12 protein-coding genes are annotated in these 15,312 nt (G+C 68.5%); 6 read left to right on the top strand and 6 right to left on the bottom strand.

The annotated features are described in order from the left end of the window. The first annotated feature begins 3 nt into the window (after nt 1–3). From XcuCFBP2542_RS12545 to XcuCFBP2542_RS12535, 3 genes are all read left to right on the top strand, one after another. Complete coding sequence (locus tag XcuCFBP2542_RS12545) at nt 4–576, top strand: Maf-like protein (RefSeq protein WP_104603901.1); 573 nt, start codon at nt 4–6, stop codon at nt 574–576. Then, nucleotides 576–2,072 (top strand): ribonuclease G, encoded by a 1,497-nt coding sequence (gene rng, locus XcuCFBP2542_RS12540; RefSeq protein ID WP_104603900.1) that lies wholly within the window; start codon nt 576–578, stop codon nt 2,070–2,072. Before XcuCFBP2542_RS12545 ends, rng begins: the two co-directional genes overlap by 1 nt. A 169-nt stretch (nt 2,073–2,241) precedes the next feature. Beyond that, nucleotides 2,242–6,135 carry a YhdP family protein gene (locus XcuCFBP2542_RS12535; protein WP_104603899.1) on the top strand — a complete coding sequence of 1,298 codons (3,894 nt, stop codon included), beginning with the start codon at nt 2,242–2,244 and terminating at the stop codon, nt 6,133–6,135. 10 nt (nt 6,136–6,145) lie between these two features. On the opposite strand, the gene XcuCFBP2542_RS12530 is transcribed toward XcuCFBP2542_RS12535, so the two are convergent. Beyond that, nucleotides 6,146–6,904 carry a DUF6065 family protein gene (locus tag XcuCFBP2542_RS12530; protein ID WP_104603898.1) on the bottom strand — a complete coding sequence of 253 codons (759 nt, stop codon included), beginning with the start codon at nt 6,902–6,904 and terminating at the stop codon, nt 6,146–6,148. 99 nt (nt 6,905–7,003) lie between these two features. On the opposite strand from XcuCFBP2542_RS12530, the gene tldD reads away from it, so the two are divergent. Then, entirely contained in the window at nt 7,004–8,449 is a 1,446-nt protein-coding gene (gene tldD / locus XcuCFBP2542_RS12525) for a metalloprotease TldD (protein ID WP_104603897.1), read from the top strand. Between the two features lie 82 nt (nt 8,450–8,531). Here tldD and yjgA read toward each other — a convergent pair whose 3' ends face one another. Further along, nucleotides 8,532–9,122, bottom strand: coding sequence for a ribosome biogenesis factor YjgA (yjgA, locus tag XcuCFBP2542_RS12520; protein ID WP_104603896.1), 591 nt, complete (start codon nt 9,120–9,122; stop codon nt 8,532–8,534). Nucleotides 9,123–9,267: 145 nt separating this feature from the next. Between yjgA and pmbA the strand changes: the two genes are divergently transcribed. Both pmbA and XcuCFBP2542_RS12510 read left to right on the top strand, forming a co-directional pair. Next, a complete protein-coding gene (pmbA, locus tag XcuCFBP2542_RS12515) occupies nt 9,268–10,635 on the top strand; it encodes a metalloprotease PmbA (RefSeq protein WP_104603895.1) in 1,368 nt (455 codons plus the stop codon). Nucleotides 10,636–10,825: 190 nt separating this feature from the next. Beyond that, nucleotides 10,826–11,215, top strand: a complete 390-nt coding sequence (locus XcuCFBP2542_RS12510; protein WP_104603894.1) for a DUF4870 domain-containing protein — start codon at nt 10,826–10,828, stop codon at nt 11,213–11,215. Nucleotides 11,216–11,281: 66 nt separating this feature from the next. Here the strand turns inward: XcuCFBP2542_RS12510 and XcuCFBP2542_RS12505 are convergent, their stop codons facing one another. From XcuCFBP2542_RS12505 to tilS, 4 genes are all read right to left on the bottom strand, one after another. Further along, nucleotides 11,282–12,370, bottom strand: coding sequence for a M35 family metalloendopeptidase (locus XcuCFBP2542_RS12505; RefSeq protein WP_104603893.1), 1,089 nt, complete (start codon nt 12,368–12,370; stop codon nt 11,282–11,284). Nucleotides 12,371–12,824: 454 nt separating this feature from the next. After that, nucleotides 12,825–13,700 carry a polyprenyl synthetase family protein gene (locus XcuCFBP2542_RS12500; RefSeq protein ID WP_104603892.1) on the bottom strand — a complete coding sequence of 292 codons (876 nt, stop codon included), beginning with the start codon at nt 13,698–13,700 and terminating at the stop codon, nt 12,825–12,827. Between the two features lies 1 nt (nt 13,701). Continuing rightward, nucleotides 13,702–13,965, bottom strand: a complete 264-nt coding sequence (locus XcuCFBP2542_RS12495) for an exodeoxyribonuclease VII small subunit (RefSeq protein ID WP_104603891.1) — start codon at nt 13,963–13,965, stop codon at nt 13,702–13,704. A 31-nt stretch (nt 13,966–13,996) separates the two neighbouring features. Next, nucleotides 13,997–15,298, bottom strand: coding sequence for a tRNA lysidine(34) synthetase TilS (tilS, locus tag XcuCFBP2542_RS12490; protein ID WP_104603890.1), 1,302 nt, complete (start codon nt 15,296–15,298; stop codon nt 13,997–13,999). Nucleotides 15,299–15,312: the final 14 nt, after the last annotated feature.

The raw sequence follows: 15,312 nt of genomic DNA, 5'->3' as shown, positions 1-15,312 counted from the left end.
CGGATGCTCTATCTCGCCTCCCGTTCGCCCCGCCGACAAGAACTGCTGCAGCGCCTGGATGTGCCGTTCCAGACCCTGGAACTGGACGTGCCCGAGCGGCGCGCGCCGGGCGAATCGCCCGACCACTATGTGCAGCGCGTGGCGCTGGACAAGGCGCATACCGGCCTGGCGCAGGTGCAGGCCGGCGACCCCGATGCGATCGTGCTCGGCTCCGATACCGAAGTGGTGCTGGGCGAGCGGGTGTTCGGCAAGCCAGCCGATGTGGACGATGCGATCGCCATGCTGCGCGTGTTGTCCGGGCGCACCCACCAGGTACTCACGGCGGTGGTCCTAGTCTGCGCACAGCGCGCGCCGGCGCAGGCGTTGGTGGTGTCCGAGGTGACCTTTGCGACGCTGGACGATGCCCAGATCGCCGCCTACGCCGCCTGCGGCGAGCCGATGGGCAAGGCCGGCGCGTATGCGATCCAGGGGCGCGCGGAGCGTTTCATCACCCATCTGTCCGGTAGCTATTCCGGCGTGATGGGGTTGCCGTTGTTGCATACCTCGCAGTTGCTCACAGCCTTCGGAGCGCATTGATGTCGGAAGAGATTTTGGTCAACGTCACCCCGCGCGAGACCCGTGTGGCGGTGATCGAGAACGGCATGCTGCAGGAACTGCATATCGAGCGCGGCTGGCGCCGGGGCGTGGTGGGCAATATCTACAAGGGCAAGGTGCAACGGGTGATGCCGGGCATGCAGGCAGCCTTCGTCGAAGTGGGGTTGGAGCGCGCCGCGTTCCTGCACGCCAACGACGTGGTGCGCCCGGTGCCGGCACCGGCCAGTGTGGTCGATACCGAAGAAACCCCGCTGCCGCCGCCGGCCACCTCGGTTCCCATCGTGGAGTTGTTGCGCGATGGCCAGGACATCGTGGTGCAGGTGGTCAAGGACCCGATCGGCACCAAGGGCGCGCGCCTGACCACCCAGATCAGCATCCCCTCGCGCTATCTGGTGCTGCTGCCGCAGTCCAAGATCGTCGGGGTGTCGGCGCGGATCGAGGACGAGGCCGAGCGGCTGCGCCTGAAGACCATCGTCAGCGAGGTCTCTGCCCAGCACGGCGGCTTCGGCTACATCATCCGTACCAATGCCGAAGGCCAGCCGGCAGAAGCCTTGGCCGAAGACATCGCCTATTTGTCGCGGGTCTGGGCCGTGGTCGAGCGGCGCGGCCGTGAAGCGCCGCCGTGCAGCATCATCTACGAAGACCTGAGCCTGCCGTTGCGGGCGGTGCGCGACCTGATCCGTCGCGACGTGGAGAAGGTCAAGGTCGATTCCAACGAAACCTTCGGGCAGCTGCAGGCCTTCGTGGCCAAGTACATGCCGGTACTGGCCGAGCGGCTGGAGCTGTACACCGGCGACCGGCCGATCTTCGACCTGTACGGCGTGGAAGACGAGATCGGCCGGGCGTTGAACAAGCAGGTACCGCTCAAGTCCGGTGGCTACCTGGTGATCGACCAGACCGAGGCGATGACCACCATCGACGTCAACACTGGCTCGTTCGTGGGGCAACGCAATCTGGAAGAGACCGTGTTCCGCACCAACCTGGAAGCGGCGCAGGCGGTGGCGCGGCAACTGCGGCTGCGCAACCTGGGCGGCATCATCATCATCGATTTCATCGACATGGACGATGCCGAGCACCGCCGGCAGGTGCTGCGCACATTGGAAAAGGCGCTGGCGCGCGACCATGCCAAGACCACCGTGTACGAGTTCTCGCCGCTGGGCCTGGTGGAGATGACCCGCAAGCGCACCGTCGAAAGCCTGGAGCGGCAGCTGTCGGAAACCTGCGGGCACTGCGGCGGGCGTGGCACCATCAAGACCGCCGAGACGGTGACCTACGAGATCTTCCGCGAGATCACCCGCGCGGTGCGCCAGTTCGATGCCGCCCGGCTGCTGGTGATCGCCTCGTCCAAGGTGGTGGCGCGCATCACCGACGAGGAGTCGGCCGCGGTGGCCGAGCTGGAAGAGTTCCTCGGCAAGAGCATTCGTTTCCAGTCCGACGACCAGTATCTGCAGGAACAGTTCGATGTGGTGCTGCTGTGAGGCCGGGAATCGGGAATCGGGAGTGGGGAATCGGGGTGGAGCAACAGCCGCTCCACGTCGCGTCTGTCAGCCCTTCAACGTCGTTGCGCCATCAGACGGCTAAGCGTCCACACGCCAGCGCTGGTGCTCTTACGATTCCCCATTCCCCATTCCCCATTCCCCGCCGTTAATGCCCGCCCCGCTGCGCCGCCGTCTGCGGCTGTTCCGCCGCTATGCGATCACTGCCGCCGCACTGGCGGTGGTGGCGATCGCGTTGCTGGTCGGTGCGGCCAGCCAGGCGTTGCCGCTGGCGGAAGAGCATCCGCAGCAGATCGCCGCCTGGTTGAGCCAGCGCGCGGGGCAGGCGATTAGCTTCGATCGGCTGGAGACCGAGTGGACACGGCGGGGGCCGCTGCTGCGGCTGGATGGCCTGCGGATCGGCCCGCATGGCGAGGTGCAGGTGGGGCAGGCGGAAATCCTGCTGGCGATGTATGCCGGGCTGTTGCCCGGGCATTCGCTGACCGAAGTGCGCCTGCGCGGGCTGGCGCTGACCCTGCAACGCAGCAACGATGGCGTGTGGTCGGTGCAGGGGCTGCCGAGCGGGGGTGACTCCGACCCGCTGGATGCGCTGCGCCGTCTGGGCGAGATCCAGCTGGCCGAGGCGCGCCTGCAGGTACGCGCGCCGTCGATCGGCGTGAACACCGCACTGCCGCGCATCGACCTGCGCCTGCGCGTCAGCGGTTCCACCGTCAAGGTGGGCAGCCGTAGCTGGATCGATCTCAAACGCGCGCCGCTGACTGCGGTGCTGGAGTTCGACCGCGACAGCGGCGACGGTAGCGCCTATGCACAGGCCGATCCGGCCGATCTGTCGGCGTGGGCGTCGCTGCTGCAGGTCGGCGGCATGCGCGTGGATGGCGGCGGCGGGCGGTTGCAGGCCTGGGCGCAGCTGCGGGCGCGTCGGGTGACCGGCGTCACCGTGGATGCGGATTTCACCCAGCTGCAGTTGTCGGGCACCGCACTTCCGGATGAAACCGCGCGGCGCACGCTGCGCTGGGAGCGGCTGCAGGCGCGCGCGCGCTGGCAGCTCATCGACGGCGGCTGGCGGCTCGATGCGCCGCTGCTGCGGCTGGGGCAGGCCACCGCGTTGCAGCATCTGGACGGACTGAGCATCGTTGGTGGGCGTCGCTATGCGGTGGCCGCTCAGCAGGCGGATGTTTCGGGTCTGATTGCGGCCGCCGCGTTGAGCGACCGGCTCTCGCCGGGCCTGCGCCGCTGGCTGAGCCTGTCCAGGCCGCAACTGCGGGTGGCCGAGCTGCAGCTTGCCGGCGAGCCGGGCGGGCCGATGCGTGCGCAAGGCCGCATCGACGAACTCGGCTTCCTGCCGGTTGGCAATGCACCAGGCATCAGCGGCCTGCGCGGGCGCATCGATGGCGATGCGCAGGGCGGCGAACTGGAGACCGACGCCGACGCAACGGTGCGCTTCGACTGGCCCACCGGCTTCGGGGTGGTGCATCAGATCCAGCTGGCCGGCAAGATCGTCGGCTGGCGCGAGGGCGCTGGCTGGCAGGTCGCCACGCCGGCGCTGCGTGTGCAGGCCAGCGACTACGGCGCCAACGTGCGCGGCGGGCTGTGGTTCCAGAACGACGGCAGTCGCCCGCGCATGCAACTGGCCGCGCAGCTGGACGACGTGGCGCTGCCGGTGGCACGCAAGTTCTGGATCCGCTCCAAGATGAGCAAGGCCGCCATCGATTGGCTGGACATGGCCGTGGCCGGCGGTGTGGTCACAGGCGGCACCGGGCTGGTCAGCGGCGATCTGGACGACTGGCCGTTCGACAACAACGATGGGCGCTTCGAAGCGTTCGGGCAGATCCGCGATGGCATGATCCGCTTCAACCCGGACTGGCCGGCGATGGAACAGGTGCAGGCCGAGCTGAGCTTCATCGGCAACGGCTTCTCGCTCCACGGCAAGGGGGGGCTGGCCGGCACCCCGATCGCGCAGCTGAGCGCGGGGATCCCCAGTTTTGCGACCTCCGAGCTCTACGTGCGCGCCTCCACCCAGGCTGACGCGGCGCAGCTGCTGGGCATGCTGCGACAGAGCCCGCTGGAGCGCCGCTATGGCGACACCTTGCGCAACCTCAGCGTGTCCGGCCCGGCGGCGGTGAGTTTCGATCTGCTGCGCCCGTTGCGGACCAAGGGCGTGGGCGGGCATCTACAGGGCACGGTCGCGCTGCAGGGTGCCAAGCTGGCCGATGCGCGCTGGGACCTGGCTTTCGACCAGGTCAGCGGGCAGGCCGAGTATCGCGACAGCGGCTTTGCCGCCGAGCACCTGAGCGTGCAGCACCAGGGCCACACCGGCGAGCTGGCGCTGCGTGCCGGCAGTTTCGTGCAGGACCCGGCGCAGGCCTTCGAAGCGCGCTTCAACGCCACCCTGGACGCCGAGGAGTTGTTCGACCGGGCGCCGCAGATGGACTGGTTGCGCCCCTACGTGCATGGCAGTGCGCCGTGGCAGGTGGGGGTGGACGTGCCGTTGCCCACGTCGGGCCAGCCGAATGCGCAGGCGCTGCTGACGCTGCGCTCGAATCTGGTGGGCACCATGCTGGATCTGCCCGCGCCCCTGGACAAGCCGGCCGGCCGCCCGCTGGACACCCAGGTCAAGGTGGCCTTGCCGGTGGGCGATGGCGATATCGATGTGGCCTTCGGCAAGCTGGTGGCAGTGAAGGCCAATCGCCACGGCGAACAGACCGGCGTACGCGTGGTGATGGGCAGCGACACGGTGACCGAGCGCCCGCCGGCCAACGGACTGGTGGTCACCGGCCGCACCGCGTCGCTGGATGCGATCGACTGGATCAGCTTGGCACGCAGCAGCCGCGATCCCGACATGCCGCCGCTGCCGGGCCAGCCGGCGGTGCCCAGCAAGGAGGCAGTGCCGTTGCAACAAGTGGACGTGCAGGCCGACAGGCTGCTGCTGATCGGCGGCGTGTTCCCGCAGACGCGGCTAAGGCTACGCCCGACCCGCGATGCGGTGGCGGTGACCCTGGACGGCCCCTCGCTGGCCGGCCAGCTCACCGTGCCCAATGCCAGCGGCGGCACGGTGCAGGGCAAGCTCAGCACCGTGCGCTGGCAGCCGGTGGCCGAGGCACCGGCGCCCGCCGAGCCCGAGCCGGGCGACCCGCTGGCCGGTGCCTTGCCGGAACCGGCACGCCGCGCGGTGGCCGAGTTCGACCCCGTCTCGATCCCGCCGCTGGCGCTGGACATCGACGACCTGCGGGTCGGCAAGATGGCCCTGGGCGCGGCGACCCTGCGCAGCAGCCGGCTGACCGATGGCATGCAGGTGGATCAGCTGCAGCTGCGCTCGGACGACCAGAGCATCGGCCTGACCGGCGCGTGGCGCGGCAAGGGCGGGGCGGCCAGCACGCGGCTGTCGGCGCGCGTGGACAGCCGCAACCTGGGCAAGCTGCTGCAGACCCTCACCCTGGGCGGGCAGCTGCGCGGTGGCGAAGGCCAGCTGGAACTCAATGCCGGCTGGCAGGGCTCGCCGGCTGGCTTTGCGCTCGGCTCGCTGGACGGCAATCTCAAGGTGGACGTCCGCAACGGCCAATTGCTGGAAGTGGAGCCGGGCGCCGGCCGTGTGCTCGGCCTGCTCAGCGTGGCGCAGTTGCCGCGCCGGCTGATGTTCGACTTCCGCGATTTCTTCTCCAAGGGGTTGGCTTTCAACACGTTGGCCGGCGAGGTGCGCTTCGGCGAGGGCCTCGCACGGACCGATGCCATCCGCATTGCCGGGCCGGCGGCCGACATCGCCATCCGCGGGCAGACCGATCTGCGCGCGCAGACCTTCGACCAGACCGTGGACGTCAACCCCAAGGCCGGCAACCTGCTGACCGTGGTCGGCGCGGTGGCCGGCGGCCCGGTGGGCGCGGCGGTGGGCGCGGCCGCCAATGCGGTGCTGGGCAAGCCACTGGGTGCGATCGGCGCCAAGAGCTACCACGTCACCGGGCCGTGGAAGGACCCGCAGGTGGATGTGGTGGAACGCGAGCGGGAGCGCGCGCCGAGCAAGCCGACGCCGGCTGCTGCGCCAGCGCGCTGACGCCTGCTGCTCAGTCGCCTGCTGATGACTCCTCGTCGCTGCCGGCGCGCGTGAACATCGGCAGGCGCAGGCGGGCACGGTGGCCCGGTTGCGGCGTCGGGTCTGTTGCGGTCACGCCGCGAAAATAACCGCGCTGCCACTTCTCGCGCGCCGCCGCCGATTGCGCATCCGGCAGGTCCTGCAGAAAGCGCGTGCGGCTGTGCGTCCAGTCGGCATGCTGCTGCGCCAGCTGCGGCGTTTCTGACAGTGGCCTCCACTGCGGCTGCACCTGCTCGATCAACTGACGCTGTAACGGAAACAGATGGCAGAACGGCTCGCCGGCCGCGAAGTGCACTTGGCCTGGGCGGGTGAAACGCCAGTTCATGGTGAAGGTGGACGGGCTCCAGTCGGTTTCCACCAGGCCGCTCAATGCGCCGATGCCGTCTTTGGGCCGGTTCAACGGGCCGGTGACGAACAGGTCGATGCCGGTGTCGGTGCGGAACAGGCAGGGCACATGGAAGGTCAGCACGCCATAACCGAAATGGCTGATCGCCGGCGCCGCAGTGCCGGCATCGGCGCGGATGGCAATAGCGTCCAGCCCATCGCGGCCATCCCACGCCGCCTCGAAACCGGACGGGCACAGCAGTTCCCAACCATGCGCATTGGCGATTGCCAGCGGCAGGCAGCGGTAGGCGTAGCGCTGGTCGGTGGCATCCATCCAGTCGCGCGCAGGCGGGGCAGGGCGGATGTCCAGCGTGTGGCCATCCAGGACGTGGGCGATGAGCTTCATGCACAGGCGCGGCAAAGGACACGAGGCAGCCATGATAGCGGCGCGCCCGATTCAGCCGGACGACTTGTCTCCCCGGCGCGCGGGCCCCATCCTGATCGCATGACCGATAACGCTCTCACTCTTGCCGAAACCCGGCTGCTGCTTCCTTCCGGCCTGGACGCCGGCCATCTGGACCGCACCTTCGGCGCCCTGCTGGGCCCCGGTATCGACTTCGGCGATCTGTATTTCCAGCACTCGCGGCGCGAGAGCTGGAGCGTGGAGGACGGCATCGTCAAGGACGGCGCGCATTCCATCGAACAAGGCGTCGGCGTGCGCGCGATCTCCGGCGAAAAAACCGGCTTTGCGTACTCCGACGATATCCAGCGCGACACCTTGCTGGAAGCGGCGCAATCGGCGCGCGCGATTTCGCGCGATGGCGGTGCGCACCCCAGCCGCGCGCTGGTGCGTGGCAATGGCCGCGCGCTGTACCCGGCCACCGACCCGATCGACGACATGGACAGCGCCACCAAGGTGGACCTGCTACGCCGCATCGACCAGTTCCTGCGCGCCGCCGATGCGCGCGTCAAGCAGGTGATGGTGAGCCTGTCCGGCGGCGTGGACACCGTGCTGATCGCACGCAGCGATGGCGTGCTGGCGGCCGACGTGCGCCCGCTGGTGCGTTTGAACGTGCAGGTCATCGTCGAGCACAACGGCCGCCGCGAGTCCGGTTACTCCGGTGGTGGTGGCCGTTACGGCTATGCCGAGCTGTTCGCCGATGGTCGCCCGGAAGGGTTCGCGCGTGAGGCGCTGCGCCAGGCGCTGGTCAATCTGGACGCCATCCCCGCACCGGCCGGGGTGATGCCGGTGGTGCTCGGCCCGGGCTGGCCCGGCGTGTTGCTGCACGAGGCAGTCGGCCACGGGCTGGAAGGCGATTTCAATCGCAAGGGCACCAGCGTCTACGCCGGGCGCATCGGCGAGCGCGTGGCCTCGCCGGGCGTGACCATCGTCGACGACGGCACCCTGGACGGGCGCCGCGGCTCGCTCAACATCGACGACGAAGGCACCCCGACGCAGTGCACCACGCTGATCGAAGACGGCGTGCTGGTGGGCTACATGCAGGACAGCCACAACGCCCGCCTGATGGGCGTGGCGCCCACCGGCAACGGTCGTCGCGAATCGTTCGCGCACCTGACCATGCCGCGCATGACCAACACCTATATGCGCGCCGGCCAGCACGACCCGGAAGAAATGATCCGCTCGGTCAAGAGGGGCATCTATGCAGTGAACTTCGGCGGTGGCCAGGTCGATATCACCAGCGGCAAGTACGTGTTCTCGGCTACCGAGGCCTACCTGATCGAAGACGGCAAGGTCACCGCGCCGGTCAAGGGCGCCACCCTGATCGGCAATGGCCCGGAAACCATGCAGAAGGTGCGCATGATCGGCAACGACCTGGCGCTGGATGAAGGCGTGGGCGTCTGCGGCAAGGACGGCCAGAGCGTGCCGGTGGGCGTGGGCCAGCCGTCGCTGTTGATCGACGGCATCACCGTTGGTGGGACGCAGGCCTGAGATGCCGGGAATCGGGAATGGGGATTCGGGAATCGTAACGGCGGGGGCATCGGCATCCGATGCGCCCCGCGTGGCTGGGTTCTTATTCCTCGGTATCCGGGTCGGCGTCGTCGATCTCGAGATCGCTGCCGTGCGCGTCGTCGGGTTGTTCGCCGGCTTGCGTGGAGATGTCGCGCAGTACCTGAAACAGTTCGCGGTAGGCGCGCGGGGGTTTGTTCTTGGCGCGTTCGTGGATCGCGTTGCGCACCAGCTGGCGCAGCTGCTGGCGGTCGGCGGCCGGGTAGGCCTCCAGCAGTTCGGCCAGCGCGGTGTCGCCTTCGGCGAGCAGGCGTTCGCGCCAGCGCTCGACGCGGTGGATCGCGGCCACTTCGCGGCGCGCGGTGTCGCTGTTGGCATCCAGCGCGTCGCGGATCGCTGCCAGGGTCTCATCTTCCTCGCGGCGCATGTGCTTGGCCAGAAACGCCAGTTGCCGCTTGTGTGCGATATGCGAGGTGATGCGCTTGCTCTCTTCGATATGCGGGATCAGCGACTCGGGCACCGGCAGCTTGGCCAGTTGCGCCGCCGTGAGCGCCACCAGCTTCTCGCCCAGGTCAAAAATTTCCAGCGCCTCGCGCCGTTGCTGGCTGCGGCTGGCGCCACGAAACTCACCGGTGTCTTCATCGCGTCCGCGCATTGCCACTACATCCCGAAACTTGGTTGATAAATATCTCCGGCCTTGGACGGCCGGGTTCTTGCGGACGGATCCGCATCCAAATCAAACAGTCCGGCCAGGGACGGCCGGGTTCTTGCGGACGGATCCGCATCCAAAGGATAAAGCATTGAACGCACTCTCCTCCGAAACCCGTGTCACCGACGACAGCCTGCAGCGCCTGGATGCGCTGACCGACATCTCCCAGCGCCTGCTTGAGCGCGCCCGCGCCGCTGGCGCCACCCAGGCCGAAGTGAGCTGCAGCGAAGAGCGCGGCCTGGATGTGAACGTGCGGCTGGGCGAGGTGGAAACCGTCGAATCCACCCGCGACCGCGGTATCGCGGTGACGGTGTATTTCGGCAAGCGCAAGGGCAGCGCCAGCACCGCCGATCTGCAGGAGTCCAGCCTGGAAGCCACGGTGGCGCAGGCCTGCGCGATCGCGCGCTACACCGAAGACGACGTGGCGGCCGGCCTGGCCGACCCGGAGCTGATGGCGCAGGAGTTCCCCGAGCTCGACAGCTGGCACCCGTGGGCGCTGGATGCCGACACGGCAGTGGATCTGGCGCTGGCCTGCGAAACTGCCGGGCGCGAGGCCGATGCGCGCATCAGCAACTCCGACGGCGCCTCGGCCAGCACCGGTCTCAGCCTGTCGGTGTATGCCAACTCGCATGGCTTCGTTGGTCGCGAGCGCGGCACCCATCATTCGATCAGCTGCGCACTGATCGCCGGGCAGGGCGACGGCATGCAGCGCGATGGCTGGTACAGCAGCGCACTGGCACGCGAAGACCTGGAGGCGCCGGATGCCATCGGCCGGCATGCCGCCGAGCGTACCGTGGCGCGGTTGCAGCCGCGTTCGCTGCCCACCGGCCAGCTGCCGGTGCTGTTTGCACCGGAAGTGGCGCGCTCGCTGGTCGGCCATCTGCTGGGCGCGGTGTCCGGCGGCGCGCTGTATCGCCGCGCCAGCTTCCTGCTCGACAGCGTCGGCACCCGGCTGTTCCCCGAGTGGTTCAACATCGAGGAGCTGCCGCATCTACGGCGCGGGCTGCGCTCGGCCGCGTTCGATGGCGAAGGCGTGGCGACCCGGCGCGCGGCCCTGATAACCGACGGGGTGCTGCAGCGCTACGTGCTGGGCAGCTATTCGGCGCGCAAGCTGGGGCTGCAGACCACCGCCAACGCCGGCGGCGTGCACAACCTGCAGGTCAGCGCCAACGCCGGCGATCTGGCGTCGATGATTGCCGGCATGTCGCGCGGGTTGTTAGTCACCGAGCTGATGGGCAATGGCGTCAACCCGGTGACCGGCGATTACTCGCGCGGCGCCGGTGGCTTCTGGATCGAGAACGGCGCCATCGCCTATCCGGTGGACGGCCTGACCATCGCCGGCAACCTGCGCGAGATGTTTGCCGGCATCGACGCGGTGGGCAGCGACGTGGACCGGCGTTCGCACGTCAAGATCGGTTCGGTGCTGGTCAATCGCATGACCGTGGCCGGCGAAAGCTGAGCGAGCCGCTCGCCTGCGCACCGATGCCAGCAGGCGCGCGGCCGGCAACGCGGTGCATCGCATGGGGTGCGCTTTCGTCATGCCACTTGCCGCAACAGCGGTCGCGGCAAGCGGCGCCGTCGTTGCGCACCGGTGGTCGGCTGTATTGTTGTTATAGTCCGCCGCACCACAATCATGTTTGGGAAAACAGATGAGCGAATTCGAGACACACGCCGCACCGCCGCCGCCGCCGATCGGAACCGATACCCCCTCGCAGGAGCGCACCCTGGCGCTGGCGGCGCACCTGCTGGGCATCGTGACCTATTTCGTCGGCGCGCTGGTGATCTGGCTCATCAGCAAGGACGCCAGTCCGTCCAAGCCGTTCGCCACCGACCAGGCCAAGGAAGCGTTGAATTTCCAGATCACCGTGACGCTGGCCGTGATCGTGGCGGCCATCCTGTCCGTGGTGACGTTGGGACTGCTCGGGTTCCTGCCCGCCTTGGTGTGGGTCGTCAGCCTGGTGTTCTGCATCCTGGCGGCGGTCAAGGCCAACAACGGCGAGCATTATCGGTATCCGTTCTCGCTGCGCCTCATCAAGTAATGTGGCATGGCAACCGACACAGGCCCGGCAGCGACGCCGGGCCTGTGTCGTTGCGACCTGCTGCGGTCAGTTCTGCGCCGGGGTGTTTTCAGCGAAGTATTCGTGGCTATCGGCATTGGTGATGGCCTGGGCCGGATTGTTGATCGCCAGGCTGCGCGACCCGGACTGGCCATACACGCGGTCCTGGGTGCCGGCCACCACGGTGAAGTGGCTCATCTCGTGCACCAGGGTGCCGGCCTTGGAATCGGTGCCGCGCACCGGCGCGCCCCAGAACGCGTTGCAGATGTAGATCTCGTACGGGGCGTTGGCGTAGACGTAGGCGTATGCGCTATCGCTGCAATTGCAGTTGAGGGTGATCTGGCCGTTGTTCTGATCCAGCGCATTGTCGATGGCCACGAAGTTCGCGCTGACCCGGCTATAGCGCGAGGCGTTGTAGGCGCCAAACCAGGTGGTGTAGCGCGCACCGGTGCTGCCACCGTTGAGATACGTGCGCGCATTCTGCGAATAGGTGCGCGCCGCACCCACTGCCGTGGCGAGCTGGTTGGTCTGGGTGGTGCTGCAACTCTGGTAGTTGATCCCGTTGATGACCGCCTGCGGGCCGACTGCCAGCTGACGCTGCAGGCCGCGATTGACGCCGTTCAGCCAGAGGGTGAGCGGGGCGCTGGTGGCCACGGCCGGCTGGCCGTTGGCCGCCTTCATCAGGCTGCCGTCCGACAGCGAGGCATAGTGCAGCGCCGAGCGCACCTGGATGGTGTAGTTGCCGCTGCTGGACAGGTCGTACGCGCCGGCCAGGTCGACCTCACCCTTGACGCTCTGGCCAGGCTGCAGGATGGTGAAATCGGCCGCTTTGGGCAGGCCGCGCTTGACCAGCCGTCCGGTGTAGGCCACCGGCGCGCCCTCGTGGCTGACCTCCAGGATGCCGTTGTCCAGCGAGGTCAACGGCAATTGATAGCTCGGCACGCGGGCGGTCCGGTTGCCAGTGTTGGTGACGGTCACCGCGATCCTGCCCTGATGCCGCCCGGCCTGGTCGGCCACTGGCGACAGTTCAATGGTCAATGGAACCGGGCCGCGCAGGGATTGCGCCTGTGCCGAACCCAGTACGCCGACGACGGCCAGCGTACCTGCAGCAAACGATGCGAGAAAAACATTCTTCACCAGAGACTCTCCTTGATCGGGGGATGCCCGCAGGCGCGGGCGATCCAAACCTAGGCACAGCCAGCAGGCGCGACAAGTGGTTCAATCAGTAACATTTCAGTTAAGAAGTGAGTCCGGCCGGGCGCAACGTGCCGCTGGTGTGGTTAGTTCAGTTATAAAACGTGCGACCGGTCATGAATGGCGCCGTTTCGGGTGCTTTCAGCTGCAGCAGGGCGCAGACAGGGAAGTTGCGTTTTGTGACGTGGTACTGGAGTGGGGCGCGCCTGCACGCCGCGCCGACCGTGCGCTGGCGCACGCAGTGCGCGAACGTGGTCTTGGATGCCGCGGCGGGGTCGATCCGGTGGGCGTGGCTGTCGATGGTTTGCGTGGCCGGTCGCTGCGCGGTTGTGTCGGGTACGCCTGCCAGCGAGCATTGTGCTGCGCGTGGTTGCCAGCCCGGTCGGGCGCGCAGCGCTCAGTGCGCGCGGTCGACCGCAAACCGGGCCAGCGTCGCCAGGGTTTCGCCCTGGCGGCCGTAGGGCTGCAGAACCTCGTGCATGCGCGTGGCCAGTTCGGCCAGCTTGGCCTTGGCGCCGGCCATGCCGAGCAGGGCGGGATAGGTCGATTTGGCTTGCGCCACATCCTTGCCGGCGGTCTTGCCCAGCTGGGCCGAACTCGATTCCACATCCAGGATGTCGTCGCGGACCTGGAAGGCCAGCCCCAGCGCATCGGCGAAGTCGTCAAGACGCTGCTGGTCGGCCGGCGCAGCCGCACCGCTCAGCGCGCCCATGCGCACCGCCGCGCGAATCAGCGCACCGGTCTTGAGCGCATGCATGCGTTGCAGTTCGGACAGCGATTGCAGCTGGCCGGTGGCGTCGATATCCAGCGCCTGGCCGCCGCACATGCCGGCGGCGCCCGCTGCGGTGGCCAGGCTCTGCAACCAGCCGACCCGCAGCTCGGCGCCCACTGGCGCGGCGGCCAGCAGTTCGAAGGCCCGCGCCTGCAGGGCGTCGCCGGCCAGGATCGCGGTGGCTTCGTCGAAGGCGATGTGCACGGTGGGCTGGCCACGGCGCAAGGCATCGTCGTCCATCGCCGGCAGGTCGTCATGCACCAGCGAATAGGCGTGGATCAGCTCCACCGCCACGGCAGGCGAATCCAGCACGTCTTCCGCAGCGCCGAACAGCGTGCCGCTGGCGTACACCAGTAGTGGCCGCAGGCGCTTGCCGCCGCCCAGCACGGCGTGCCGCATCGCTGCGTGCAGACGCTGTGGCGGCAGCGTTGCTGCGGGCAGGCACGCGTCCAGGCCGCGCTCGGCACGAGCGATCCAGTGGTCGAACAGGGCGGGGTTCACCTCAGCCGCCGTCCTGCGCGGGCGGATCGAAAGGTTCGGCAAGCTCGGGACGTGCGGGGTCGGTCAGCATGCGCACGCGCAGTTCGGCGTGTTCCAGCGCCTGCTGGCAATCGCGGTACAAGCCGATGCCGCGTTCGTAGGCGCTGAGCGACTGCTCCAGGCTCAGGTCGCCGAGCTCCATTTTCTGCACCAGTTGCTCGAGTTCCTCCAGCGACTGTTCGAAGCGGGCAACCGGGGAGGTTTCGTTCAAGGACTTTTTAGCCATCGCGCAAGTGTGCGGGGCGTAGCCAGGGCGGTCAATTCGCCGGGTTGCTCGCCTGCCATCGCAGGCGGGCGTGATGGGCTTGCAGCCAGGCGTGCAGGGTGGCCGAGACGATGCGATCGCCGGCGGCCAGGACCTGCGCGCCGTCCCACAGGATGGGCAGGCGCTCGCGTTCCCACGGCGGCAGGTCCGAGGCCTGCAGCAGGTGCTTGAGCCGATGCGAGTGGCGCCGCTGCGGCAGCACGATGCGCTCGCCGCCGTGACGGGCACGCACCCGCAGCGGATGGTCGAAGCGCACCGCCTGCGGCCCGTGCAGGGCTAGCGTTGCACCATCGGGTAGCTGCAAGGGCTGGGCGCCGTCCCAGTGCGTGGACCACGCAGCCGGCCAGGCTGCCGTGGGTTGCAGGAGGTACAGATAATGGCGCCAACGCCGCACCTGCACCTGCTGCCAGGCGAAGCAGGCCTGCCGGTCGGACGCGGGGGTGGCGATCTCCCGCAGCAACGCTGTCACGCCCTGCGCGGGGAGCGGTGGCGCGCCTGCCGCGTTGACCCAGGCGCGCAGCAGGCGTGGCTGTCGTGCGGCGGGATGTGCGGCCAGCAATTGCAGATCCAGCGCGCCACTTCGGGTGAGCAGGCCGGGCAGCAGCGCCAGATCGTCGTGCAGCAGCAGGTCGCCGGCGTCGGCGCTCAGTTGCGCGCTGCGTGCCAGGGACTCGCTGGCCTGCGGCCAGCGTTGCCGCAGCAACGGCAGGATTTGGGTGCGCAGGAAATTGCGGTCGTAGCGTGGGTCGGCGTTGCTGGAATCTTCGATCCACTGCAGGCCATGCGTGTGTGCGTAGGCCTGCAGCGCGGCGCGGGCGTGCACCAGCAACGGGCGCCACAAGGTGCCCGTGGCAAATGGCCGCTGCGTGCGCATGGCCGCCAGCCCCTCCGGACCGGAGGCGCGCAGGGCGCGCAGCAGGAACGTTTCGGCCTGGTCGTCGCGATGATGCGCCAGTGCCAGCCATTCGCCATCTGCCAGAACATCGGCGAAGGCGGCGTGGCGCGCCTGGCGGGCGGCCGCTTCCAGCCCCAGGCCGCTGTCGCGGGCGACCTGCACATGCACCGTCTGCAGGGGGACGCCCAATGCCTCGCAGGTCTGCCGGCAGTGCGCCGCCCAGGCATCGGCATCGGCATGCAGGCCGTGATGGACGTGCAGCGCGCGCAGGCCGTGCTCGCGATAGGCCGGCGCGGCGGCCAGCGCATACAGCAGCACCGTCGAATCCAGGCCGCCGCTGTAGGCGATCAGCACCGGGCCAGGTGGCGCGGCAGGCAGCAGTGGCGGCATGGTAGTCATCGGTGCCTCACGCT

The sequence above is a fragment of the Xanthomonas cucurbitae genome, from assembly GCF_002939885.1.
In the GTDB taxonomy this organism is placed as follows: domain Bacteria; phylum Pseudomonadota; class Gammaproteobacteria; order Xanthomonadales; family Xanthomonadaceae; genus Xanthomonas; species Xanthomonas cucurbitae.
This window is presented reverse-complemented; position numbering and strand designations above follow the sequence as displayed.

Bases quoted from the DNA above. Each gene is read 5' to 3' on its own strand.
- XcuCFBP2542_RS12535 (WP_104603899.1), top strand. From the start codon at position 2,242: ATGCCCGCCCCGCTGCGCCGCCGTCTGCGGCTGTTCCGCCGCTATGCG.
- XcuCFBP2542_RS12495 (WP_104603891.1), bottom strand. From the start codon at position 13,965: ATGGCTAAAAAGTCCTTGAACGAAACCTCCCCGGTTGCCCGCTTCGAA.
- rng (WP_104603900.1), top strand. From the start codon at position 576: ATGTCGGAAGAGATTTTGGTCAACGTCACCCCGCGCGAGACCCGTGTG.
- yjgA (WP_104603896.1), bottom strand. From the start codon at position 9,122: ATGCGCGGACGCGATGAAGACACCGGTGAGTTTCGTGGCGCCAGCCGC.
- tldD (WP_104603897.1), top strand. From the start codon at position 7,004: ATGACCGATAACGCTCTCACTCTTGCCGAAACCCGGCTGCTGCTTCCT.
- XcuCFBP2542_RS12545 (WP_104603901.1), top strand. From the start codon at position 4: ATGCTCTATCTCGCCTCCCGTTCGCCCCGCCGACAAGAACTGCTGCAG.
- XcuCFBP2542_RS12510 (WP_104603894.1), top strand. From the start codon at position 10,826: ATGAGCGAATTCGAGACACACGCCGCACCGCCGCCGCCGCCGATCGGA.
- tilS (WP_104603890.1), bottom strand. From the start codon at position 15,298: ATGACTACCATGCCGCCACTGCTGCCTGCCGCGCCACCTGGCCCGGTG.
- XcuCFBP2542_RS12530 (WP_104603898.1), bottom strand. From the start codon at position 6,904: ATGAAGCTCATCGCCCACGTCCTGGATGGCCACACGCTGGACATCCGC.